Source organism: Paenibacillus sp. AN1007 (genome assembly GCF_040702995.1).
GTDB lineage: Bacteria > Bacillota > Bacilli > Paenibacillales > Paenibacillaceae > Paenibacillus.
This window is the reverse complement of sequence record NZ_CP159992.1, coordinates 787,628-813,460: the sequence shown is the minus strand read 5'-3', so window position 1 is coordinate 813,460 and position 25,833 is coordinate 787,628. Positions and strand designations below refer to the sequence as shown.

The following is a 25,833-nucleotide window of genomic DNA, read 5'->3' as shown; positions in this document are numbered from 1 at the left end:
CCTGTACTTAGTTAAGAACAGCGGAATCAAACATCGCCTCCGGGATTGCCTATGTCCGGGTCTATTTCCGCGCTGTGTTCAGCGCGGATTTTTTTGGTATAGACCCTATATGGACTCTGCTTTCCCATACGTACAGGGCGGAGAATGACGTTTGTTCATTCTCCGCCCTTTTTGTGTTTTCAATGAGGAATATTTTTCAATAAAGCAAAAAAACATTTTACATGAAGGAGAGATTTAGACGTGAACAACAACCATAACATGGCGACAGATATCAAGAGTTCAAACGAACAAACCTTAACCACTCTTGGCTTCCATCATATTCAAAAAAACATTGCAGACTATGCCCTTTCCTATCTGGGCAAACGTTACGCAGGGGAACTCAAACCGATGAACGATGCTCATCTGATTCAGATGCGATTGGACGAAACCGCAGAAGCGGCGGCTCTTGTCCGTTTTGGGGCAAGTGTGCCGATCCCTTCACTGGAGGGCATGGAAAATATCATCGATCTGCTCGGTACCGGATATCTGTTCAGTGAACGTGACTTCAGTCATCTCGCCCAATTTATCCGCAGTTGTGCGCAGCTCATGAAGTATATGGAGAGCAAATCCGGCATCGCTCCGGTTGTCAGTCGATATTCATCTTCCATGATGCTCATCGACACCCTGCGAGGCGAGATCGAACGCTGTATCCACAGCGGACGCATACAGGATCAAGCCAGCAAAGAACTCGTCCGAATCCGTAAAAAAATAAGTGTGAATGAGGAACGGATGAAGCGCAGACTGGATGCTTTAATTAGCAGACACCGTTCGATTATGCAGGAGCAGGTCGTCAGCCAGCGTAATGGAAGGACCGTACTGCCCATCAAAAAAGAATTCCGCAAACATGTCAAAGGCAGTGTACTCGATGAATCGGGCAGCGGCCAAACCGTATATATTGAACCCGCCGAGCTGGCAGGTCTGCAGATGGAACTGACTCTATTGCAAGCTGAGGAATCGAGAGAAGAGATGAAAATCCTTGGTGACCTGACTTCTCTGACTGAATCTTACAGCCGCGAGATTTCACTTAATACGGAAACCGTCGGCATATTGGATTTTCTATTTGCAAAAGCCAAGTATGCAGCGGCCATAGACGGGCGATCCGTACGTGTTAACAGCAGCGGCAGGGTTAACCTGCGGCGAGCGAAACACCCCCTGATGGGGGCGTCGATGGTTCCACTTGATTTTTCCATTGGATACTCTTATTCATCACTTATCATTACGGGTCCGAACACAGGCGGCAAAACCGCTGCTCTCAAGACACTGGGGCTGCTCACGCTAATGATGCAATCCGGACTGCTGGTTCCTGTAGACGAAGGCGGTGAAATGGCTGTGTATGAGCAAATCGCCGTGGATATTGGGGATGGTCAAAGTCTTGAACAGGCTCTCAGCACATTCTCCGCACATATTCGGAATATGATTGCAATACTGGAACAGGCAAATTCTTCTACGCTTGTCCTGATTGACGAGATGGCATCAGGCACAGATCCTGGAGAAGGCGTTGGGCTCTCGATCGCCATGCTGGAGGAACTTCACAGCCGCGGAGCCACGGTTGCAGCTACAACGCATTTCGGAGAAATCAAGCATTTTGCGGCAGCCACACCAGGTTTTGAAAATGCACGTATGGAGTTTGATACCGTCTCCCTGCAGCCCCTGTATCGCCTTCGAATCGGGGAAGCCGGGGAGAGCTACGCTTATTCCATCGCACTGAAGCTCGGCATGCCCAAGCATATCATCGATCGTTCGAAGGCTGCAGCAGATCAACGTTGGAGCAAAAATCGCCTGCAAACCGAACAGAAAGAGGTACAGTCACAGAATAACGACGAAATAACCAATCCTAACCCCGCCAGTATACAGCAGGATAATTCTAATAAGCTTAAAGCTCCAAAGGAATGTGCTGTGCCTGAGGGAGTTACCGATGCTTCTAAAGGACACAGCACTCCTACGGAAGATACGTCTTCCGACGCGAACACGGCACCAGTCCCAGTTCGGGCATTTCGTAAAGGGGATCGTGTTTATGCAGCCTATCTGGATCAAGCCGGCATTGTAAGTGATGAAGAGGACAACCGAGGTCAGATCGGGGTTATGATTCGGGGGCGCAAAGTCAAGATTCACAAGAAACGCCTGAGGCTGCACATCTCCGCTGATATGCTGTATCCAGAACAATATGATCTGGACATCGTATTCGAAAGTAAGGAAAACCGTAAAAAGCGAAAACTGATGGGACGCAAACATGTCGAAGGTCTGCAGATTGAACTGCCACCGGAAGAATGAAATAACACGAATCAGCCTAAATGGATGTATCATTTAGGCTGATTCTATAAGATGAGATCGAGCATATGATTAGCTGCTTTTACGATGAAGTCTTGATACGGTGGTATATCTAAAAACCTGGCTGCATTCGCGCATACGTCTATAACAGTATTGGTTTGATGCTTATGTCTGGTATACTGAACACATCTGATTATCGTCGTCCAGATTGAACATATGAAGGAGGGGAACAGACCATGCCTAAGCAAACGAGCGTATATAACCAACAAGGCAGCCATCAAAGTAAACCAGTCCATGTACTTGTCTGCCCACTCTGCGGGGATCGCAACGGCTGCGCCTACGCCGCTGGTAAGCCGCATTCGGAATGCTGGTGCAATCATGCTTCATTCCCAGAAGGTGTGTTTGAGCGTATTCCAGCTGAACAGCGTCGTAAATCATGCATCTGCCAGCGTTGTTTGGACAGCTTCGTTCGCGAACAGACCTAACTGTGGTGACAAACCGCTCTGTTGAAAGCCATTCGTTTTAATACAGCTGCCGCAATCATTCGCTCTTTTTCATCATATATTCATTGATCCATGATTAAATCCGTATATCTATAATTCTATATAAACAGATAATTAAGATCTGACTGCTGCGCATTTTAAACCTGTATCCCCTTACGGATCCATAATCTGTAATATCACAATCTGTGACGCTGGAATTACATCTGATGGTACTGCTTTACCGCTTCCACCAACACCGGATGTCCCTCATCCAGGGAGGTGTAGTGCTGCAGCGCAGCCGTGACACCTTTTTCCCGAATCATGCTCTGCAGCTCGACAGCCTCATGATCATCAGCCGCATTGAATCTGCACGCTGCCGCCATGGCCTTAGCCAGATAAGTCACCTCCATGCCTTCCGCATGCGCCAGAAGTGCCGGGCGGACAAGCCGGTCGTTCGGAGACAGCTTGCGGATCGGCGAGCGTCCTACACGAGTTACCTCATCGGTCAGATAAGGATTAACGAACCGCCCCAATATTTTCACAATATACTGCTCATGTTCTTCGGGGTTGAAGCCAAATCGTTTCACCAGCACGCGGCCTGTTTCCTGCAGTATCCCGTAGACAACCGATTTCACGTTTTCATCGGTAATGGCCTTTTGTATCGTATCATATCCGTTCACATAACCGATGTATGCCGCAGCGCAGTGACCCGTATTTACGGTAAACAGTTTACGCTCAATGTAGGGTTCCAGATCCTCCACATAGATAATACCATCTATAGGTTTAAAAGCAGGCGCCATCTGGGAGCGATCCACTACCCACTCATAAAAAGGCTCTACTTGAACATGCAGCGGGTCCTCATGATTCTGAATCGGCACAATCCGGTCAACGGCTGAATTCGGAAAATAAACATATTGATCGGCAAACGCCCGTGCCTGCTCATCCAGCAAAGCATATACATGATCTTTCAGCTGCGCGCTTCCACCGATCGCATTTTCACAAGCGATGATATGCAGCGGCTTTTGCACAGGACCTGCACGTCTTCTTTGCTCCAGACCTTCGGCAATGCCTGGAGCAATGCGCTTCAGCACAGTTACTCCCACTGCGGTTGTAATCAGATCAGCTTCAACCACTGTCTCAGCGACGGTCTGGAGTTCACGTCCATCAATTGCCTTTACTCCGGATACCATCTCCTGATCCTTATTCTCGTTAGCAAGCTCGACAGTATACTCACCACGCTGCTGAAGAGCATTCACCAGTTCCTGATTCACATCCGAGAACGTCACCGCATATCCGGCACGGGACAAAATCAAGCCGATAAATCCACGTCCAATATTGCCTGCACCAAAGTGTAGAGCCTTCATAACTCCATTTCACTTTCCAGAATCGTAATGACTTCTGATGCTGTTTTTGCATGACGCAGCGCTTCCATATTTTCTTCTTCGGCACAGATCACCGCAATACTCGTCAGGATCTCCATGTGTTCTCCGCCTTGAGCTGCGATACCGATCACCATATATGCTTTTTCCTCTCCAAAATCAACCCCCTGCGGGAACTGAATCACCGATATTCCGGTAGAGAGAATGAAAGCTTTGGACTCTTTCGTACCGTGAGGAATGGCGAGTCCGTTACCAACATAAGTGGATACAATCTCTTCACGCTCCAGCATTTTGTCAATATACTCTGCCGTAATATGTCCAGCATCCTTCAACATCTGTCCTGCCATGCGAATTGCCTCGTATTTATCCTGAGCCGTCGCGTTCATGATGACTTTGTCTGTTGTTAACATACTCATCTTATTGCCCTCCCATTTCATTTTTACTGCGATAAAATCCAACCAGTTCCCGAGACAGGTAGTGAATGATATCATCCCTGTTTCCCCTGCCCAGCAGCGAAACCATCTCTTCCTGCAGCAGCAGTGCGCTAATCTCGCTGAGAACCTCCAGACTTTCCTTCGACAATGCCTTTGGACCAAGCATCAGCAGTACTTCGCTCACTCCCTCCGGATCATCCATGGTCCGAAGCAGCGGTTCCTCCAGCTGGAACAGATGGATGGATGGCCTGTAGATGCTCTCACTCCGTGTATGAAACAGGGCCAGCCGAGTACCGGGGATCTTCTGACTTCCCATCGCCTCACGCACCTCAAGCAGCTTGGCAACCTCTCCTGGGTCTTTCAATACACCCGATCGATGAGCAGACGTACACATGGCAAGCACACTTTGGGCAAAATCAAGATGAGCATTGTCCAGTGCATACACCTGAAATTGACCAATAATACGCACGATTTCAAGCAGTGTCGCTTCCATGCCGTCAGAGTCCGAATAACGCTCCGCTGTCTCGTTCCTCCTGCCAGCATGCGCTTTGTGATGCTGTCGCCGTAATGTTCTTGTCTTAATAAAATGCCGGAGCCGTTCACTCTCTTCTGCAGTCAGAAGCGGACTGACCTTATAATACTGCTCTTCCTCCATTGGCAAATCGACGGTGGATAGAACAAGATCGTATTCTTCGGCTGGCATTCGAGCAGCTTCGTACCAAGAGACGCTGTCTATAATCCGGATTTCGGGAAACTCTTTGGACAGCCGGCTGGACAGCATGCGCGAGGAACCAATGCCGCTGCTGCACACGATAATCGCCCGGATTTCCTGCTTTAAAGCACGCAGCCGTTCGATCGATGCCCCAAAATGCATGACGAGAAAACCGATCTCTTCATCCGGAACATCTGCTCCGGGCCAGGCCTGCAGCACTGACTTTTTGACTTGTTCGAAAAGAAGGTCATAATCTTTGCGAATCTGCTGCAGCAGCGGATTACGAATGACCTGATGTCCCTCAAGCCTTTCCATCACAGGCACCATATGTGCAATCAATCCTTCTCGAAGTAAGCGATCCTCTTGGAAGGCATAATCTGTTCTTTCCTGCATCTGATCTATAAGTGAATGCACTCTGTCCATCAAAATCAGATCATCAATCGGCAGCAGACGCGAAGAATGAAGCAGCTGCTCCGTGTCCACCAGTAATTGATGAAAATAAGCCTGCTCCTCCTCGGAGAACGACACTTCAAGCTGCGAGGATAATACGCTGCACAAACGGGAAGCCATAAAACCAGGTACTCGCGGTTCAACCTGCTCCGCCGATTGACCAGCAGCTGCATTCATTCTTGGTCCTGACAAGGAGCGTCCTATACTAAAACCTTTACGAATGCGAACGACCGCTGCTGATAACTGGATGAGCAGCTTCATATACTGCCGTTCAGGTATCTTCTCGAGCCATTCAATATCCGGCTGCCATAAGGCATTCTCAATCGTAAGCACATCACCGTGACCAATCATGCTGAGAAGCTTCTGGTTAACAATGGAGCTGCTTTGATCAGGCTGTCTGCCAAAAAGGTCCGACTCATCCAGAACTTCTATCGCAAGTGCTGCAATGGCTCTGCGATAAATCGCTTCACTTCCGGTAATTTTGACGCCGTACCCTCGCCTTCGAACAAGCCTCAACCCTGCCTGCTGTATGCGTGACTCCAGATCATCCAGATCATTGGTGACCGTGGACACAGTCACTTTCAGATCGGAAGCTAGTGCCAGCAGCTTGACCGGCTCGGCCTCATCCAGCAGGATGCAGAGCATGAAGAGCTTACGCTCCTCCGGCGTAAATTCTATATATTCATGACCTTCCAGCTGCTGACGCAGTGTACTGAGGTCATCTGAACCGGAATCAATACGGATTCCGGTTCCCGACTTTTTTTCCAATCGCATTCCGAGCGGTTCAAGCCACTGCTCAATCATTAACAGCTCACGATGAACCGTACGGGTGCTCACTTTTACTTCAACGGCGATTTCGCCGGCTGTGACCTCATGGGGATGTTCCAGCAGGAATTCCACAATTTCACGTTGTCTTTTGGTAATACTCATGTCTCAGCCTCCGGCTCTTGGAAAACGGCTGGCCCGGTTTGAAGCTGGATTGCAGGTTGTTTCCTGCTTACTTCAAACGTTCAACAAGCGCATCGTATTCCGGGCTTTTTAGGAAGTTGTCAATGGATATATGCTCTGCATTCGGCGCAACTGTACGCGCTCGATCTGTTAATGTTTTTTGTGTAATAACAACATCTGCATCCTGTGGAATTTCACTGATCGCCGTATTGATTACGGTAACGTCGATGCCTTCGGCTTTCATCTTTTTGCGAAGAATCGAAGCCCCCATCGCACTTGAACCCATTCCGGCGTCACAGGAGAAAACAATCTTGCTCACATCCGTTTTTACAGTCGAAGCTGCTGCTGTGTCCGCTTCACGGTTACCCGATGTAATGGCCGCATTTGCTGTATTTCCTTGACTCTTCATGTCTTTCATCCGGCTGGATGCCGCATCCAGATCTTCATCCTTCTGTTTGCCCGTTTTGAGCAGCAGCGATGCGATCAGGAAGGAAACAAGGGCTGCCACGATAACCCCTGCGAGCATCGGGATGTACCCCCCTTTTGGTGTCAAAAGGAAATAAGCGATGATACTTCCCGGCGAAGGTGCCGATACCAAGCCTGCTCCTGTCAGCATAAAAGTTAATGTACCCGCTACACCTCCAGCGATGGCAGCCAAAATCAGAATCGGCCTCATCAGGATGTATGGAAAATAAATTTCGTGAATCCCGCCGAAGAAATGAATCACTACCGCACCAGGTGCAGATGACCTTGCCATGCCGCGTCCGAAGAAGCAGTATGCCAGCAAAATCCCCAGCCCCGGTCCTGGATTAGACTCCAGCATGTAAAGCACTGACTGACCTAATTCTCTGGCCTGATCCGTAGCGATCGGTGTCAGAATTCCATGGTTAATCGCATTATTCAGGAACAGCACTTTACCCGGTTCGATGATCAGATTGACCAGCGGCAGCATGCCCAGATTCATCAAACCTTGTACGCCTGCAGACAATACTTTACTGATCGCCTCCACGGCAGGTCCGATACCTAACAAAGCGATGATGCCTAAGATACCGCCGATGATTCCTGCCGAGAAATTGTTGACCAGCATTTCAAAGCCGGCTCTAATTCTGCCCTCAACCGATTTGTCGAACTTCTTGATCACCCATGCCCCGAATGGCCCCGCAATCATGGCCCCGAGAAACATTGGAATGTCACTACCCACAATTACACCGATGGTCATAATCGCCCCGACGACCCCGCCCCGTGTTCCATGCACCATTGTACCTCCGGTGTAACCGATCAAGAGCGGCAGCAAATAATTAATCATGGGGCCTACAAGCTGCTCTAATGTCTCATTTGGGAACCATCCTGTTTTAATAAACATGGCAGTAATTAATCCCCAAGCGATAAACGCTCCCATATTAGGCATGACCATGCCGCTCAGGAATCGTCCAAAACGCTGCACGCCGACACGTAACCCACCTTTGGAATTGGACGTTTGGTCCAAATTGCTCATTGGTATATCCTCCTTGAATCAAGTCGTTATTCATATGAAAGGGCTATCACTTATCCCTGCTGTAATCCTAAGCGAGAAACCTCTCCTGTTCAATCAAATGAAAGCGTACTTTCGTCATGAACAATGATGACAGCATTAGATTATGTAATCGTTTTTATTTTGGAATATCTGTTTAAACCTTTGATATGTAAGGGTTTAACTGCTAATGTTTTTGTTCATATACAGCTCACAAAGAGACATAATTGCTTCTTCTGTTACCGTTATTTCATTCTGAATCTAAGCAGCTGCTGCTGGATTCCCCTCCCGATCCACCCGAAAAAACACTAAAAAACCTGCATAAGCTGAACAGCTTACGCAGGTCTGGAGAACAACTCTTTCTATGATTATGTGATGACGTATATGTTAATAAGTACAAACAAACCAATTCAATAAAAACTCATCTTCTACTCGATGTGTTTACGGTATGCATCTGAATTCAGCAGTCCAGATAAAGCAGCGGATACATCGCCATCAACACGAATTTCAATCATCCAGCCTTCTTCATAAGGAGAGCTGTTTACCAGTTCAGGCGAGTCCTGCAGTGCTTCATTGACTGCAATAATTGTACCGCTGACTGGCGAAAACAGGTCTGACACTGTTTTTACCGATTCAATGGTACCGATGCTGTCTTCTGCTTTAACATTCGCTTCAAGATCAGGCAGTTCAACAAACACAATATCACCCAGCTGATGCTGCGCGAACTCGGTAATGCCGATACGTACGGTATCCTCCCCTACGGTCTGCACCCATTCGTGCTCTTCACTGTAAAGGAAATCACTTCTTAATTCGCTCATCGATATCCGCCTCGCTTTTCATTAATGAGTGCATGCGATCTTTGACCTTCACCTTTTCCCCAAACAACAGCGTAAGATATTTCGGATTCAAATGTCAAGATAGCTCACAATTTATTTGAAATCCTTGCCTTAACTCTTGTAACAAAGCAGCACTCTTTCTACATATAATGGTGAATATTAACATAGTAAGCGCACTCTTCTAAAATAAACGAACATTAAGTTATTCTCAATATAAAATATTCGTATTTGAAATAAATTGCATGATATTGTTCTTGACATCGCCATCAGATTCACGTTTTAATGAAAGGAGCAACTGAAGTCCATTAGAACTACGTACGAACCGCGGATGAATGTAAAGGGAGAGACTGCCTGTACGCCCGTTTCGGGGATGTACACAAAGCGGCGCCGAAGGAGTAAACCTGCCGACAAGCGGAGGTGAATCTCTCAGGCAAAAGGACTTTTACAGGACGCAACTCTGGAGAGCATCTAATCGTCCGGTATGGACGTTATGATCACCCAAGGGGAAACCTGCCTGAATACACGGCGGGGTAACTCTCAGGTACAAGGGACAGAGCCTAAGAATACAGCGTGCTATAAGGCATGCCGGTTCTTTGGCCTGTCCTTTTCCTTTTTCCCCAAAAAAGAAACACAGGAAGCAAGAATCGACTGCCTTGGCCGTTTTTTTCATAATCTATGGATCAAATACTTACGTACATTTCACGATACTCGGCCCGAATGCGGCCTATGACGAGGTGATTAGATGTCCGATTTGTTGAGAACCCCACTGTTCCCCCTATATGCGCAGTATGAAGGTGTACGCTGCATTGATTTTGGAGGCTGGGAACTGCCGGTGCAGTTCAGCGGCATTCAGAAAGAGCATGAGGCAGTGCGTGAGCGTGCCGGTCTGTTTGATGTGTCCCATATGGGCGAATTCACTGTAACCGGCGAACAGGCAGAAGCCTTTTTACAAAGCATGATGACGAATGATGTGACTGCAATTGTACCAGGTCAGGCACAGTATACCTTGATGTGTTATCCGGATGGCGGTGTCGTAGATGACCTGCTTATCTATAAACTCGCAGAGAAGCACTACATGCTGGTTGTTAATGCCTCCAATATCGACAAGGATTGGGCATGGCTGCAGGAACATATCGTTCCTGGTGTGAACATGACTAATGATTCGGAGCAAACGGCCCTGCTGGCACTTCAAGGTCCACTGTCCGCCGAGATTATAAGCAAGGTTACAGGCACAAATACAGATGCAAACTCCATTGAACCGTTCCGCTTTATCCAAAATGCCGAGGTATGCGGAGTCAAACTGCTGCTGTCACGCACTGGATATACCGGTGAAGATGGGTTTGAACTGTATGTCAAAGCTGAACAGGCTGCTGTCATCTGGAACGGGCTGATGGAAGCAGGTGCTGATTCGGGATTAATCCCGGCCGGTCTGGGCGCACGTGATACGCTGCGTTTTGAAGCCAAGCTGCCATTGTATGGTCAGGAGCTGTCTCCAACGATCTCTCCACTCGAGGCTGGTTTAGGCATGTTTGTGAAACTTGAGACCGGGCCTTTTACCGGACATGAAGCTTTGTTACAGCAGAAAAAGGACGGTCCTGCCCGCAAGCTGGTTGGCATTGAGGTGCTGGAACGCGGTATCCCGAGGCCGCACTATCCGATCTATGCCGATGGGATACAGATTGGCGAAGTCACAACCGGCACGCAGTCACCAACATTGAAGCGTAATCTCGGCCTCGCCTTGATTGACAGCAAATATGCTGTACTCGGTACACCACTGGAAATCGAGATTCGCGGCAAGAAGCTCAAAGCCGAGGTCGTCAGAACCCCTTTTCATAAACGGCCGCGTCCGTCAAAGACCCCCATCCAAGGAGCTGAACAAGCATGAGCAAGCACCGCTACATTCCCATGACTGAACAGGACCAGAGCGCGATGCTCGACACAATCGGTGTGGATACGCTCGAAGATCTGTTCAAGGATATCCCGCAAGAGATTCGTTATCAGGGCGAGCTGCCTGTCTCCTCCAAGCTGGACGAATACGCATTAACACGCCATATGTCGAAGCAGGCTGGCTCCAATGCCAACTTTGAGACACATGCCAGTTTCCTTGGCGCAGGGATTTATGACCATCACATCCCTTCTGTCATCAACCATGTCATTTCCCGATCAGAATTCTACACTGCCTATACCCCTTATCAGCCCGAGATCAGTCAAGGAGAGCTGCAGGCGATCTTTGAATTTCAATCCTATATCTGTGAGCTGACAGGCATGGCCGTGGCGAATGCCAGCATGTACGACGGTGCAACGGCATTTGCAGAAGCAGGCAATCTGGCTGCAGCAGCCACACGCCGCAAACAGCTGATCGTATCCCGCACCGTTCATCCCGAATCCCGTCAGGTACTGCAGGCTTATGCGCATGGCTTGAGCTTGGAGATTGTCGAGATTGATTATAAGGACGGTGTGACGGACTGGGATGCTCTGCAGGCAGCCATCTCGGATGATACCGCTGCAGTGATGATTCAGAGTCCCAACTTCTTCGGTGCTGTGGAAAATGTAAAAATGGCCGCCGACCTTGTGCATGCGCACAAAGGCCTGCTCGTGGTCAGCGCCAACCCGCTGTCGCTTGGTTTGCTGGAAGCTCCAGGCAAGCTGGGTGCCGACATCGTTGTAGGCGATGCGCAGCCCCTTGGGATCGCCGCTTCGCTCGGCGGACCGACTTGCGGATACTTCGCCGTGTCTCAGGCTCACATGCGCCGGATTCCCGGCCGGATCGTCGGCCAGACGACTGACCGTAACGGCAAACGCGGCTTCGTCCTGACACTGCAGGCCCGCGAGCAGCATATCCGCCGCGAAAAGGCGACATCCAACATCTGCTCGAACCAGGCGCTGCTGGCGCTCAGTGCTTCGGTCTATATGTCCACCATGGGGAGACAGGGCATGATTGATGTCGCCGATCTTAATCTGCAGAAGAGTCACTATGCACGGAATACGCTTAAAGCCATTCCAGGCGTGAACCTGACTTTTACTGCTCCTACTTTTAACGAATTCGTCATTCAGCTTCCTGAAGGGTTGGATCTGGATGCCCTCCAGCTGAAACTGCTGAAGGCCGGCTTCATCGGAGGATATGAACTGGGCCGAGAGTACCCGGAGCTTGCGGGACATATGCTCATCGCGGTTACTGAAAGACGCAGCAAAGAAGAGATTGACGAATTCGCACGTGCATTGGAGGGATCACTGTGACTCAAAATACGACCACAAAAGCAGCGGCTGACGGCGGCTTATCTGAAACGCCTAAAACAAGTCAGGCAGTGAATCATCAGAATGGCATGGACTCACAAGCTCCTGAAAGCACGGGCAGTTCCCAAGCCGTGCCGTCAACGCCATCTGACGCTCCCGAGCAGACATTGATTTTCGAGCTGAGCAGCCCTGGGCGCGTGGCTTATTCCCTGCCTGAATGTGATGTTCCCCGTCAGGAAGCTGATACGCTGATTCCCCGGGAAATGCTTCGCTCCCAAGCGGCGGCCCTGCCCGAAGTGTTTGAAGTTGACGTCATTCGTCACTACACTGCATTGTCCCGCCGCAACTTCGGGGTAGATAACGGATTTTACCCGCTCGGTTCCTGTACGATGAAATACAATCCCAAGATTAACGAAGATGTAGCACGATACAGCGGTTTTGCCAAAATACATCCGTATCAGCATGAATCCAGCCTTCAAGGTGCGCTTGAACTGCTCTATACCTTACAAAATGATCTTGCAGGTCTAACAGGTATGGATGCCGTAACGCTGCAGCCTGCTGCCGGAGCTCACGGAGAATGGACCGGGCTGATGATGATCCGGGCTTATCACGAAAGTCGCGGGGAACTGCGTACGAAAGTAATCGTACCTGACTCCTCGCATGGTACCAATCCGGCGAGTGCAGCCGTTGCCGGATTCGAAACGGTGACAATTCCTTCGCGTGCAGACGGTTTGGTCGATCTGGAAGCGCTGCGTGCAGCCGTTAGTTCGGATACCGCGGCTCTGATGCTGACGAATCCGAACACACTCGGTTTGTTCGAGAAGGATATTCAAGAGATTGCATCCATCGTGCACGAAGCTGGCGGCCTGCTGTATTATGACGGAGCCAACTCCAATGCCATAATGGGCATTACGCGTCCCGGAGATATGGGATTTGATGTTGTACATCTAAACCTGCACAAAACGATGAGCACCCCTCACGGCGGTGGCGGACCAGGCGCCGGGCCTGTCGGCGTGAAAAGCCGTCTGATCCCGTTCCTGCCTAAACCGATGGTTGTTCAGAATGAACAAGGTGTGTACGCTCTGGATTACGAAGGAGATCAATCCATCGGCCGCGTGAAAGCCTACTATGGAAACTTCGGCATTCTGGTACGTGCCTATGCCTACATTCGAACCTATGGACCGGAAGGTTTGCGCCGTGTATCCGAATGCGCCGTGCTGAATGCCAACTATATGATGGCCCGTCTGGCGCCTCACTACGAGATTCCGTATCCGGGTGTATGCAAACATGAATTTGTTATGTCAGGCCGCGGCCTGAAACAGTATGGTGTGCGCACGCTGGATGTGGCAAAGCGTCTGCTCGATTTTGGTTATCATCCGCCAACAATCTACTTCCCGCTTAATGTGGAAGAGTGTATTATGATTGAGCCTACTGAAACCGAGAGTAAGGAAACGCTGGACGGATTTATTGATACGATGATCCGCATTGCCAAAGAAGCGGAAGAAACACCTGAATTGGTGCTTAACGCTCCTTATGGTACACCAGTTACTCGTCTGGATGAAACGACCGCAGCACGTAAACCTGTATTAAACTGCGCCTGCAGCTAAACAACTTGAACGAGAGATTATACCAAGCCCACCCGGGTGGATAGATTCACTATAAGTTTTTCCATGACTCTGACTCCGTTCAAGTGTAAAAAATAGCCAACGTGATATTAAAATCCTTTAGTGGGTTTACTCCATGTACTCCCCTTGTAAGGAAAGAGAGCTTCCATCTCCTTTCTTACAAGGGGATTTTATCGTTTTAACCTGCAGCACCAACTATCGTTTCACGCGCAGCATAACAAAAAAAGCCGGCCCCCACTACTCGTGGAAACCGGCAATACTGCTGCATGGAAGCAGCCCTTTATCGGAAAAAGAAGACCTTAAATCCGGAGGAAACTCCGGCAAAATTACGCTTGAATGCTTTGAACCAGTTCAACCACTTGTTCAGCGGTTTGCATTTCCAAAGCTTTGGCAGCGAGTTCCTGCATGTCCGCACGGGACAGCTTGGTGATCTGGCTGCGCGCTGGCAGAATGGAAGTTGCGCTCATGCTGAACTCATCCAGTCCAAGACCAAGCAGCAGTGGAATTGCTGTTTCGTCTCCTGCCATCTCACCGCACATGCCAACCCATTTACCTTCACGATGCGCTGCATCGATAACCATTTTAACCAAACGCAAAATGGCTGGGTTGTAAGGCTGATACAGATAAGATACGCGCTCATTCATCCGGTCAGCAGCCATCGTGTACTGGATCAGATCGTTAGTACCGATACTGAAGAAGTCCACTTCTTTGGCGAATTGATCCGCCATTACAGCAGTTGAAGGAATTTCGACCATGATCCCGAGCTGAATGCTGTCGGAAACAGCAATCCCTTCAGCGACAAGCTTTTCCTTCTCTTCGAGCAGGACAGCTTTGGCTTCACGGAATTCACCCAGTGTTGCGATCATAGGGAACATGACACGCAAGTTTCCATGTACACTTGCACGCAGTAAAGCACGCAGCTGTGTACGGAAAATATCCAGACGGTCCAGACACAGACGAACTGCGCGGAAGCCGAGGAATGGATTCATTTCTTTTGGCAGATCGAGATAAGGAAGCTCTTTGTCTCCACCGATGTCGAGCGTACGCACAACAACCGGTTTGCCTTCCATTTTTTCAAGTACGGCTTTATAAGCATTGTACTGAATGTCTTCGGAAGGAAGCTTGTCTCTGCCCATGTACAGGAACTCGGTACGGTACAAGCCTACAGCCTCGCCGCCATTCTCCAATACCCCTGTTACATCGTTCGGCGTACCAATGTTTGCAGCCAGTTCCACATGAACATGGTCTACCGTTACGGTTGGTTCGTCACGCAGTTTTCTCCATTCCGCACGCTGTGCATCATACTGTTCCTGTTTGGCACGGTATTCAGCAACGACGTCGTCTGTAGGGTTAACCAGAACATGCCCATCCAGGCCATCAACGATAATCAGGTCACCCTGTTTCGCTTGAGCCAGAATGTCCTTGGTTCCGACAACAGCCGGAATTTCAAGGGAACGAGCCATGATGGCAGAGTGAGAAGTACGTCCACCAATGTTGGTTGCAAAACCTTTAACATATTGACGGTTCAATTGAGCTGTATCGGAAGGTGTTAAATCCTCCGCAAGCACGATCACTTCTTCACTGATCTCAGCCGGGCTCATGAAGTCGATGCCAAGCAAGTGATTTAGCACACGCTTGGTTACGTCACGCATATCCGCTGCACGTTCCTGCAGGTATGCACTCTTCATGTTTTCGAACATGGAGATAAATTGGGAAGCTGTTTCATTCAGAGCAAACTCTGCATTCACCATTTCATCGGCAATTTTTGATTTCACCGGATCAATCAGTTCCGGGTCATCCAGAATGAGCAAGTGTGAGGCAAAAATTTCAGCTTTTTTCTCGCCAAGCTCTTGTAAAGTACGCTCTTTGATCGCCTCAAGCTCAGCCCGGGATTTACCCAGAGCTGAGTCAAGTTTGGCGATCTCTGCGTCAACGTCGTTGATTTGGCGTTTTTCTACAGAGTAGTCAGGATGCTCCAAGATAAACGCCTTGGCGATAGCAATACCCGCCGAAGCCGCGATCCCGGAAACATTAAGCATTAATTTCGCCCAACCCTTCGTTAACCATAACGTCAGTCAAAGCTTGAAGTGCTTCTGCTTCGCCTTCACCTTCAACAATAATGCTGATCGTGTCACCTTGCTCCAGACCGAGGGAAAGAACGCCCAGAATCGATTTCAATGTTACTTTTTTACCGTTAGCTTCTGCGAAGGATTCAGCACCTTTGAACTTGTTTGCTGTATTCACCAAAGCTGTCGCTGGACGTGCGTGGATACCATCTTCGTCTGTAATTCTGAATGTTTGTTGCATTACAATCATCTCGCTTTCAGTAGTTTGGTTTAGGCATTGCATATTTTTACACTTGCTTGCCATCGCTTGGAACAGTTCTTATTTTATCTCAATGATCGGCTGATCGCCAACTTTGAGCACGCCGCTCTTCTTCAGCGTGATGGTGGAGCCTTCTGGCAGGTTGGTGAAAATCACTGGAGAAATGATGGACGGAGCGTTTGCTTTCACGTACTCCAGATCCACTTCCATAATCGGTTGGCCTGCAGATACAAGGTCACCTTCCTGAACCAGCACGTTGAAACCTTGACCTTTCAGTTTCACCGTGTTAACTCCTATGTGAACAAGCACTTCCTTGCCGCCGTCTGACATAATACCTACGGCATGTTTGCTTGGAAATACATTAAATACTTTACCATACACAGGGGAAGTAATCGTTCCGTCATGTGGCAGAATTGCGAACCCGTCACCTGTCATTTTTTCAGCGAAGACTGGGTCAGGTACGTTCGTAATATCCATCAGCTCACCATTGACTGGCATGACGATATCCTCTGCCACAATGCGTTCACCTTGTTCTCCTTCTGCTTTCTCCTCTTCAGGAGTCGGTTTAACATCAGCAGCCGGAGTCGGTGCAGGCGTACGCCCTGCAATGATATCCTGCATTTGGGATTTGATCGTATCGGAACGTGTTCCGAAGATGGCTTGAACATTATTACCCACTTCAAGCACACCAGATGCACCCAATTGTTTCAAACGATCTTTCTGCACATTGGATTTCTCATTGACTTCAATCCGCAAACGAGTGATACATGCATCCAGATGTTTAATGTTCTCCTTGCCGCCAAAGGCTTCAAGGATATTGTGAGGCAGATCGTCCGTGGAACCTGAAGAACCGCCGGATGCCGTTTCCGCAGATGCTTCCTCACGTCCTGGTGTTTTGAGATTGAACTTGCGGATAATTAATCGGAAACCGAAGTAATAGATCACGGCAAGGATCAGACCGACGATAATAACGTCCCACCATGGCGTGCGGTTTGGAATGATACCAAAGATCAGGAAGTCAATAAAGCCCCCGGAGAAGGTCATCCCGATCTTAACATCAAGCAGCTGCATAGTCATGAAAGACAAACCTGCAAAGATACAGTGTACAGCAAACAAGATTGGTGCTACGAACAAGAATGAGAACTCAAGTGGTTCAGTGATCCCTGTCAGGAACGATGTCAGTGCAGCTGAACCCATGATACCTGCCACATATTTTTTATGCTCAGGTCTTGCTTCATGGTACATCGCAAGTGCGGCTGCTGGCAAACCGAACATCATGAACGGGAATTTACCCACTTGGAACGTTCCCGCAGTCAACGCAACGCCATCACGCAGCTGGCTGAAGAAAATCTTCTGGTCTCCGCGAATCACATCGCCGGCTTTGTTCACATACTCACCGAACTCAAACCAGAATGGGGAGTAGAAAATGTGATGCAGCCCGAACGGAATCAGTGACCGCTCTACGACACCGAAGATGAAGGCCGACAAGGTCGGGCTGGTATCTACCATGAAGTGAGAAACCGTATTTAATCCGTTCTGGATTGGCGGCCAGATGACTACAAGCAGCAGCCCTAACAGAAGAGAGACTACTGACGTGACAATCGGAACAAAACGTTTACCTGCGAAGAATCCAAGGTAAGACGGAAGTTCAATTTTGAAGAACCGATTATAACACAGTGCTGCGGCGATACCGATAATGATACCTCCAAACACCCCTGTGCTTAATGTAGGAATACCCAGGACACTTGCATAACCCGGCACCTTGCCAATCATGGCAGGTGTGACACCTACTGCGGAACCCAAAGTCACGTTCATGACCAGATAACCGATGATCGCTGCAAGACCTGCTACACCTTCACCGCCAGCGAGCCCGACGGCTACACCGACCGCAAACAGCAATGCCAGATTATCAAATACGATCTGACCTGCGTTCATCATGATGGTTGCAATCGAGTTTACCCAAGGGGTGTCGAGCGCAGTTGCATATTGCAGGAAGTCTTCATTTACCAGCATGTTACCGATTCCGAGCAGCAAACCTGCGGCTGGCAAGATCGCTACAGGCAGCATGAGAGCTTTACCTACTCTTTGCAGTACACCAAAAAGCTTTTTAAACATCGCGTCGTATTCTTCCTTTCATAATGAGTCTGTATGTCGTGATGCAAGCAAGGGAACACAAAAAAGGCATGAACTAATAAAAGTGAACTGTGCCAACCTCAGGGTATAGCATACCCTTAAAAAGGTAGAACAATCACACTCTAATTAACTCATGCCTGATCGAGTCAGTAACACGTCGCTTATGTTTATTCAGTTGCTTGATTACGGTCACAATTGTAGCACCACTTCAGATGCATTGCAAGCCTTTACAGAAAAAAACGTGATTTCGCTAAAATTTCTGATATGATTTCACTTATTCTCTTCTTCTTTCCGCTGGTTCAGCCGCTGCAGATGTATGGTTAAATAACCAACCTCTGCCGGATAAACGGGTAATTTCAACCGTTTTTCCATCACTTTGGTCAGCTTCCATGCAAGCGAGTACATTTCGGGATACTCCAATTTAAGCAGAGAATCCAGCTTATGAAGCTCTTCCACCTTGTCTCCCCGGCGTATGCGCTCCAAGGCAAACCGAAGATGAGTTAAAAGACGGGAGTAGTCCAAGGATTGCGTTTCAAAAGAATAATCCAGCTGGTCCGCAACCAGATTTACCAAGTCCGTAATTAATTGCGAATGCTCGCGCACTTGGGATATATTCTGGTTCGTCATCGCGCTGTAAATATGCAGCGCAACAAAACCAATCTCATCCTGCCCCAGATCCACGCCTAACCTTTCCTTAATTAAGCGAACCGCATATTCGCCCATCCGATATTCGTCCGGGTAAATTTCCCTTGTTTCATATAAAAATGGATTCTGAATGACAATGCCCTGCTCTTTGCGCTTCAACGCAAAAGAAATATGATCCGTTAAAGCAATATGAATATGTTCATTGAGCGGAACATCCGTACGCTCTGCGATATACGTGATGACTTCGTTAATAATCTCGATTAAAGCTTCATCCACCTGCGGAAGAAGCTGCTTATACTGCTCCTGTTCCTGCTGGTTTTTCAAAATGAACATCTTCTCCACAGCGGTCAGTGGGATGTCATCACTCGGCTTCCGGTTAAAGCCGATACCCTTGCCGATCACCACAACTTCGCCGTGCTCAGGATGCTGTGCAATAATTACATTATTATTTAGCGCTTTATCTACATGCAGGCTGCTCATTTTTGCACCTCTTTTTTCACACCATCTTGGATGTGCTGCACACATCTTTGTTACAAACCAAAAAACATCCGGAGCGGGCAAACCGCGCCGGACGTCTCGCTTAAAAAGTAACAAAAATTCGCCTTAAGGTCAATAGACGAGCATTGGAACACAATGCCATTCCTTACTCTTTGCTTTCGCTTCTTTCCACAATGCTGTCGATCGTTGACGGAGCTGCTTTCACAGGTTCGGTTGAATGGACAGCCACTGGTGCAGGTGTTTTCGTTTTGGTCAGCCCTTTGATCAGCTGCTCCACGTCGATACCGGATACACTTTTCAGCATTTCAGGTGCCGTCGACATCAGTTCCGTTACATAGTTGCTGACACGTGCAGCCCCTTCACCTTTACCTGTATCAACCACCGTCAACTTGTCAATGGAGGAAATTGGCTCAGCAATTTTACCAGCCAGCTCAGGCAGCATTTTGACGATGATATCGAGTACTGCAGCTTCGCCAAACTTCTGGAACGCCTCAGCCAATTTTTCCTTGGCTTCCGCTTCTGCAAGACCGCGCAGACGAATAACTTCTGCATCGGCTGTACCTTTGGCCCGTTCTGCATCCGCCATGGCCTGACCTTCAAGCCGCTTTTGCTCGGCTGTTGCTTTGGCCTGGGTCTCGATAGAGTACTGAACTGCATCGGCTTCACGCATCCGTTTTGCTTTGTCTGCTTCCGCAGCCTGCTCAACGGCATAACGATCCGCTTCCGCTTTTTTCTTCACTTCTGCGTCATATTGTTTCTCACGAACCGTAATCTCTTTTTCCTGCAGGTCGATCTCACGCTCTTTACGTACGAGTTCAACTTTCATCTGCTCTTCAACAACTGTTTGTCTCGCACGTGCTTCATGGATATGATACGCCTGATCGGCTTCCGCCTTGGCAGTATCCTGATCACGTTTAAAGGCTGCTACTTTCAATTCTTTCTCTTTGGCTGCTTCAGCAATGTTGGTGTCACGCAGCAATTCGGCTTTCTGTCCTTGTTCCTCTGCGTTTGCCTTCTGAATTCGAGCATCCCGCATTGCTTCTGCTTCGGCAATCTCGGCATCCCGCTTTACAGCTGCGATTCTCGGTTTACCGAGCGCATCCAGATACCCCTGCTTGTCGCGAACATCCTTGATGGTGAAGGAAACAATCTGCAGACCCATCTTTTTCAGATCCCGGGCTGCCACGCCCTGCACCTCTTGTGCAAAACGATCTCTGTTCCGGTATACCTCTTCCACCGTCATCGTACCCAGGATGGCCCGTAAATGCCCCTCCAGCACTTCCTGTGCTTCACCTCTCAGTGAATCTACCGGTTTACCGATAAATTGCTCAGCAGCTGTGGCAACGTCCTCTACAGCGCTTCCAACCTTGATGATTGCCACACCGTCTGCAATAACCGGAACACCCTGTTCGGTGTACACTTCCGGTGTAGATACATCCAGCTTGTGTGACAGTAACGAAATAAATTCGGACTGCTGGAACACGGGCAGAATAAACGCACCGCCGCCGCGCACGATTTTAATTTTACGACCTGATTCATCTTCTGAAATATTTTTGCTTCCCAGAAATGAACCTGTCACAATCATGGCTTCATCCGGACCAACCGTCTTGTATCTCGCCCAGAATGCCAATCCCAAAATCAAAATAACACCCACAACCACGATAGGTATCAACAATACATCCCAATCCAAATTAGCTGTCATTCACATCTCTCCCCTTATCTCGTAAGTACTTGAATCTCTTAGATTGTCAGCGATCCATAATCGTATAACTAAACCTGCTGACCTTTACACTTCCTTAAGTACATCTTTCTCCCATTCGGATACACGGAGCACGCCATCCACCACATCAATGACAACCACTCGTGCTCCCGCCGCAATGGGGAGCTGTTCAAAGCTGGATGCGGTCTGAATGGTGTTACCGGATGCAAAACGAATCATCACTTCACCAAATCCGTTCGCAGGTACCGGAATCGTGATCTCTCCGATTTTTCCCGACAACTCCTTCATCGAGAAACCAATGGATACGTCACTGTTACGCATCGGTTTAATGTATGCGAAGAATACCAGCATGGCTGCAGCGATACCGATCAATAGGGATAAGATTAGATTCGACATCACACTGAGTGAGCTGTACCGCGTTAGCAGAATACCTGCACCGCCAAAAGCAGTAATGGACCCTGCAAGTACAACAGGTTTGAAAAAATCAACACCAGGCATTTCAAAGGCACCATCCAGCAGCCCGTCAATCAAATCACCCAGTACAAGGCTTACAATAGCAAAAACGGCGCCTCCGATGAGACATCCCCAATAAATTGCTTCCATCCCCTCTTCCTCCTCTCTGCGCTGCGTGTTCTCCCAACTGTGCATTCCACATGTAAATAAATACGTACTTCCAGGCAAAATGTTTCAAAATCTTTCCTAAGCTGTATTCAGAAGCCGCTAATGGGTATTATCATGACAATCTTAACGAATGCTCCATTTCCCTCTCTCGCGCGTATTCAGAGCAGCACAAAAACGCAAGCCTCCAGATAGAAGCTTGCGTTTTTTTACTGCTATTTTAAACGTATTTAAACAGGCGAGCATTTCAGCTCCCACTTACAGAGAAGCTTTGTAGATGGATACTACATCTTCACGCTGCAGTTTTTTGAAGTTACCAAAAGGTCCAAACAGCATCGCTTTATCCGCCATAACTTCAATCTGGCTGTCATCGATATCATAATCGGCCAATCGGTTCGGTGCACCAATGGACGTCCAGAACTTGCTCAGCGCATCGATTCCTTCTTCGGCAATCTGTCTGTCTGATTTACCCTCAGGGTTCACATCAAACACATTAATCGCGAGACGTTTGAAACGATCTACCTTCACATCCAGGTTATGTCTCATCCAGTGTGGGAACAGAATCGCAAGTCCTCCGCCGTGCGGGATATCATATACCGCAGACACTGCGTGTTCAATGTTATGGGTTGCCCAGTCTCCTGCCAGCCCCATGTTCAGCACACCGTTAAGCGCCATCGTTCCACAATACAAAATCGTTTCGCGTAGTTCGTAATTTTCCAAGTCCTCCACCAATCGTGGGGCTGCTTCCATTACGGTGCGTAAAATGGTTTCACAGAAACCCAGCTGAACAGGCGTGTTCGGGTCGAGATGGAAATAATGCTCCAATACGTGAGACATCATGTCCACCATACCGTATACCGTTTGGTCCTTCGGTACCGTGTATGTATTTACAGGATCAAGAATGGAGAATGCAGGGAAGGAATATGCGCTTCCCCAGCCCAGCTTCTCTTGAGTTTCCTGATTCGTAATAACGGACCCCGAGTTCATCTCTGAACCGGTAGCTGCCATGGTCAGCACGGTGCCCAGCGGAAGTGCATCTTGTGCAGCGGCTTTACGCTGCGCAAAGTCCCACATATCCCCATCATATTTAGCTCCAACAGCAATAGCTTTGGCACAGTCGAGTACACTTCCGCCGCCAACGGCTAGAATGAGCTCAATATCATTCGTTTTACACAGGTCTACGCCTTTGTGTACAGTGGATAGACGCGGATTAGGCTCAACTCCTGCCAGCTCAGTCACTTCTGCTCCAATTTCCTGAAGCAAACCGAGCACTTGCTCATACAGTCCGCTGCGTTTAATGCTTCCACCGCCGTATACAAGCAGAACCCGTTTGCCGTATTTCGGCACTTCCGTTTTCAGTGCTTCCAGCTGGCCTTTACCGAAGATCAGACGGGTTGGGTTATAAAATTGAAAAGATCTCATGATCTATAATCGCCTCCAAGGGAGTTTAATTTTTAGTGCAACCTCAATTATAGTACCCCTTTTATCGAAAAACAAATCGATAGCCGCTCACTTTAGTTCAACCCGTTGATCTGAAGATGCGCCTGCAGCAGCTCGCTAACGGATGGCAAATCTTCTGAGTTTGCCCATGTTTCAGTATCCCATAACCCGGCTTGACTGAAGGCCCTTGGACAATGAATGAAACATTCCTCCACTTCCACAATGACGGCTGCTCCAATCGTTTTACCACTCCAGTTCATACCTGCAATGAATTCTTCATCCTTCGTGATACATGCTGTTCCGTTAATGCGCAGCACCTCGTTTAATCCCGGAATTGCAAACAGCATACCTACACCCGGGTCCGATAAAATGTTCAATAAGGAATCGATTCGGCGGTTCCCTGGGCGTTCAGGATAAACCAGTCTGTAGGGGTCCATTACATGGACGAATCCAGGGTCTCCCCCGCGGGGTGATACATCACATTTCCCATTCTGATCCGAAGTGGACAAGAAAAATAAAGGTGACTTAGCGATAAACTTCTGAACATGCGAATCAACAAATGGGATTACTTTGTTACGTACGCGTTCGCTCGATTCTCCTACCATGCTTTTGAGTTCCTTGGCATCCGAGATCAATGGAAGGTTAAGCGGCTGCTTTTCCACTAAATCGTCCCCATTTCAATATGTAGTTTTTTTGTTTATCTGTGGAGATTCTATCCTTTTTCTCCATTATACATGACCCGCAAGTGGGAAAAAGTCTAAAAAGACAGCATCTGTTACAACGCAGCTCGTAGTTTATCGCATTATAACAACGGGCATAAAAAGCATCCGTTCATCATCGAACGGATGCCTGCTATTCATTCTATTGCCGCAAACTCCTGGTACGTCCAGGTGTTAAGGTAATGAGCGAACTTTTCAAATCCTATACAGCTCAATTACTCTGTATATCCCATGCTGCTTACGAAACGGCGGAATGCCTGACGCCCAGCTTCATCATGTTTATACACACCTGCGTGCTCCAAAATTTCGGAAAATTTCAAGCCAACCTGCTTCTGCACAAGGGCAACCGCTTCTTCCTTCGTCAAGCTGGAGCCATGTTCCTGCTTCAACGCTTCTGTCCACGGTAAGTGTTTGTTCAGCTCATGATCTGCCGCCTGAGCAGCTTCTGCAAGCTGTGTATTTCCTGCCAAAATGTCGGCAATGCCGTCCAGCTCCTGCTTCAGGCGACCCGGCAAAATAGCAAGTCCCATGACTTCAATCAGACCGATATTTTCTTTCTTCAGATGATGCATTTCCCGGTGAGGGTGGAAAATGCCTTCCGGATGCTCATCATTTGTACGGTTGTTACGCAAAACAAGGTCCATCTCAAAACCGCCATCCGCACTGCGGCGAACAATCGGCGTTACCGTGTTGTGAGGCACCTTTTCCCCATCGATCTCACTAAATGCTTCGATCTCTACTGCAGAATCGCTGTACACTTTCCAAGCTTCGTAAACGGCATTACCCGCTTCGAGCAGTTCCGCAGGATCATGCGAATGAAGACGCATCACAGACATCGGCCATTTAACAAGGCTGAGTGTCAACCCAGGTGCACCCGCGTGACGGAAAACCGCCTCAGGCTGTGCATTTTGAATGGCGAACGTATGACGTCCACCTTGGAAGTGATCATGAGTCAGAATCGAACCGCCTACGATCGGAAGATCGGCGTTAGACCCGATAAAATAATGCGGATATTCCTGAACAAATGCAAGCAGTCTGCGCAGCGTATCCTTCGTCAGTTTCATCGGCACATGATCATGATGGAAAATAATGCAGTGTTCATTATAGTACACGTACGGCGAGTACTGGAACAACCACGGCTCATTGTTAAGCTGCAGCGGAATGACACGCAGGTTCTGGCGGGCCGGGTGATTGACCCGACCAGCATAACCTACATTTTCACGACACAGCTGACATTTTGGATATACCGGGGGTGGAAGCAGCTTCGCCATAGCAATTTCCTTTGGGCTTTTCTCCGGTTTGGACAGGTTAATCGTAATCTCCATCTCGCCATAAGCAGTATCCTGTGTCCAGTAGACGTTCTTGGAGACACGGTCCATCCGGATATAGTTGGAGTTAATGGACAAGTCGTAAAATTGCGATGTTGCCGCCTCAATGCCTTCAGTCTGTTCGGTATGACGAAATGCACGGATAACTTCCGATGGACGCGCCATCAGATGACCCATAATTTTTGCATCCAGCAGATCACGGAACGTGTCGCTGTTCTCAGGAATAAGTCCAATTGTGTATCCATAATCAATCAGGGTATCCAGCATCGTCTGTGGACCATCAGGAATGGCTGCATCCGGTTCACCGGCGTACGGTTCTGAGAAGCCGAACTGTTCCATCAACAGATTGCGGCTGTAATCGTAATCTGCTTCCTCGATCAGCTTTTTCTGTAAGGCAAATGCGACCAGACGCTCAATGGCATGCAGTGCTTCCTGCTGCTCGTGTGTACGCTCTGTGGCCTCTGCTCCAGGTTGAGTCTGTGACATTAGA

19 protein-coding genes and 1 riboswitch are annotated in these 25,833 nt (G+C 48.5%); of the genes, 5 read left to right on the top strand and 14 right to left on the bottom strand.

Annotated elements, in window-relative coordinates:
- Positions 1 to 258: 258 nt before the first annotated feature.
- Together ABXS70_RS03665 and ABXS70_RS03660 are read left to right on the top strand one after the other, a co-directional pair.
- Positions 259 to 2,310, top strand: a complete 2,052-nt coding sequence (locus ABXS70_RS03665; RefSeq protein ID WP_342556424.1) for a DNA mismatch repair protein MutS — start codon at positions 259 to 261, stop codon at positions 2,308 to 2,310.
- A 233-nt stretch (positions 2,311 to 2,543) separates the two neighbouring features.
- Positions 2,544 to 2,792: a cysteine-rich CWC family protein gene (locus ABXS70_RS03660; protein ID WP_366293901.1), complete on the top strand. Its 249-nt coding sequence runs from the start codon at positions 2,544 to 2,546 to the stop codon at positions 2,790 to 2,792.
- 215 nt (positions 2,793 to 3,007) lie between these two features.
- On the opposite strand, the gene ABXS70_RS03655 is transcribed toward ABXS70_RS03660, so the two are convergent.
- The 5 genes from ABXS70_RS03655 to gcvH all read right to left on the bottom strand — a co-directional run bounded on the left by ABXS70_RS03655 (position 3,008) and on the right by gcvH (position 9,040).
- Positions 3,008 to 4,153, bottom strand: coding sequence for a mannitol-1-phosphate 5-dehydrogenase (locus tag ABXS70_RS03655; RefSeq protein WP_342552431.1), 1,146 nt, complete (start codon positions 4,151 to 4,153; stop codon positions 3,008 to 3,010).
- On the bottom strand, positions 4,150 to 4,584 hold the full coding sequence (locus tag ABXS70_RS03650; RefSeq protein WP_342552432.1) for a PTS sugar transporter subunit IIA: 435 nt from the start codon (positions 4,582 to 4,584) through the stop codon (positions 4,150 to 4,152). The genes ABXS70_RS03655 and ABXS70_RS03650 overlap by 4 nt, the downstream gene beginning before the upstream one ends.
- 1 nt (position 4,585) lies before the next feature.
- Complete coding sequence (locus tag ABXS70_RS03645) at positions 4,586 to 6,694, bottom strand: BglG family transcription antiterminator (protein WP_342552433.1); 2,109 nt, start codon at positions 6,692 to 6,694, stop codon at positions 4,586 to 4,588.
- Positions 6,695 to 6,761: 67 nt separating this feature from the next.
- Positions 6,762 to 8,207 carry a PTS mannitol transporter subunit IICB gene (locus tag ABXS70_RS03640; protein ID WP_342552434.1) on the bottom strand — a complete coding sequence of 482 codons (1,446 nt, stop codon included), beginning with the start codon at positions 8,205 to 8,207 and terminating at the stop codon, positions 6,762 to 6,764.
- 443 nt (positions 8,208 to 8,650) lie between these two features.
- Entirely contained in the window at positions 8,651 to 9,040 is a 390-nt protein-coding gene (gene gcvH, locus ABXS70_RS03635) for a glycine cleavage system protein GcvH (protein WP_342552435.1), read from the bottom strand.
- A 346-nt stretch (positions 9,041 to 9,386) separates the two neighbouring features.
- Positions 9,387 to 9,510, top strand: a riboswitch (glycine riboswitch).
- A 290-nt stretch (positions 9,511 to 9,800) separates the two neighbouring features.
- Between gcvH and gcvT the strand changes: the two genes are divergently transcribed.
- From gcvT to gcvPB, 3 genes are all read left to right on the top strand, one after another.
- Positions 9,801 to 10,943, top strand: coding sequence for a glycine cleavage system aminomethyltransferase GcvT (gene gcvT / locus ABXS70_RS03630; RefSeq protein WP_366293896.1), 1,143 nt, complete (start codon positions 9,801 to 9,803; stop codon positions 10,941 to 10,943).
- On the top strand, positions 10,940 to 12,295 hold the full coding sequence (gene gcvPA / locus ABXS70_RS03625) for an aminomethyl-transferring glycine dehydrogenase subunit GcvPA (protein WP_342552437.1): 1,356 nt from the start codon (positions 10,940 to 10,942) through the stop codon (positions 12,293 to 12,295). Before gcvT ends, gcvPA begins: the two co-directional genes overlap by 4 nt.
- An 86-nt stretch (positions 12,296 to 12,381) precedes the next feature.
- Positions 12,382 to 13,899: an aminomethyl-transferring glycine dehydrogenase subunit GcvPB gene (gcvPB, locus tag ABXS70_RS03620; RefSeq protein WP_342556425.1), complete on the top strand. Its 1,518-nt coding sequence runs from the start codon at positions 12,382 to 12,384 to the stop codon at positions 13,897 to 13,899.
- 344 nt (positions 13,900 to 14,243) lie between these two features.
- Here gcvPB and ptsP read toward each other — a convergent pair whose 3' ends face one another.
- The 9 genes from ptsP to ABXS70_RS03575 all read right to left on the bottom strand — a co-directional run bounded on the left by ptsP (position 14,244) and on the right by ABXS70_RS03575 (position 25,829).
- Positions 14,244 to 15,956 carry a phosphoenolpyruvate--protein phosphotransferase gene (gene ptsP, locus ABXS70_RS03615; RefSeq protein WP_366293891.1) on the bottom strand — a complete coding sequence of 571 codons (1,713 nt, stop codon included), beginning with the start codon at positions 15,954 to 15,956 and terminating at the stop codon, positions 14,244 to 14,246.
- On the bottom strand, positions 15,949 to 16,224 hold the full coding sequence (locus tag ABXS70_RS03610; protein ID WP_036617010.1) for an HPr family phosphocarrier protein: 276 nt from the start codon (positions 16,222 to 16,224) through the stop codon (positions 15,949 to 15,951). Before ABXS70_RS03610 ends, ptsP begins: the two co-directional genes overlap by 8 nt.
- Before the next feature lie 78 nt (positions 16,225 to 16,302).
- Positions 16,303 to 18,357 (bottom strand): glucose-specific PTS transporter subunit IIBC, encoded by a 2,055-nt coding sequence (gene ptsG, locus ABXS70_RS03605; RefSeq protein ID WP_342552439.1) that lies wholly within the window; start codon positions 18,355 to 18,357, stop codon positions 16,303 to 16,305.
- A 288-nt stretch (positions 18,358 to 18,645) separates the two neighbouring features.
- Positions 18,646 to 19,500, bottom strand: a complete 855-nt coding sequence (locus ABXS70_RS03600) for a PRD domain-containing protein (RefSeq protein WP_342552440.1) — start codon at positions 19,498 to 19,500, stop codon at positions 18,646 to 18,648.
- A 163-nt stretch (positions 19,501 to 19,663) separates the two neighbouring features.
- Entirely contained in the window at positions 19,664 to 21,220 is a 1,557-nt protein-coding gene (locus ABXS70_RS03595) for a flotillin family protein (protein WP_342552441.1), read from the bottom strand.
- Between the two features lie 84 nt (positions 21,221 to 21,304).
- Positions 21,305 to 21,841, bottom strand: coding sequence for a protease (locus tag ABXS70_RS03590; protein WP_342552442.1), 537 nt, complete (start codon positions 21,839 to 21,841; stop codon positions 21,305 to 21,307).
- Positions 21,842 to 22,114: 273 nt separating this feature from the next.
- Positions 22,115 to 23,278, bottom strand: coding sequence for an iron-containing alcohol dehydrogenase (locus ABXS70_RS03585; protein ID WP_342552443.1), 1,164 nt, complete (start codon positions 23,276 to 23,278; stop codon positions 22,115 to 22,117).
- Between the two features lie 92 nt (positions 23,279 to 23,370).
- Complete coding sequence (locus tag ABXS70_RS03580; protein WP_366293884.1) at positions 23,371 to 23,958, bottom strand: MSMEG_1061 family FMN-dependent PPOX-type flavoprotein; 588 nt, start codon at positions 23,956 to 23,958, stop codon at positions 23,371 to 23,373.
- 272 nt (positions 23,959 to 24,230) lie between these two features.
- The gene (locus ABXS70_RS03575; RefSeq protein ID WP_366293881.1) at positions 24,231 to 25,829 is read right to left on the bottom strand and encodes a UDP-glucose--hexose-1-phosphate uridylyltransferase; all 1,599 of its coding nucleotides are present in this window, start codon (positions 25,827 to 25,829) and stop codon (positions 24,231 to 24,233) included.
- Positions 25,830 to 25,833 lie beyond the last annotated feature (4 nt).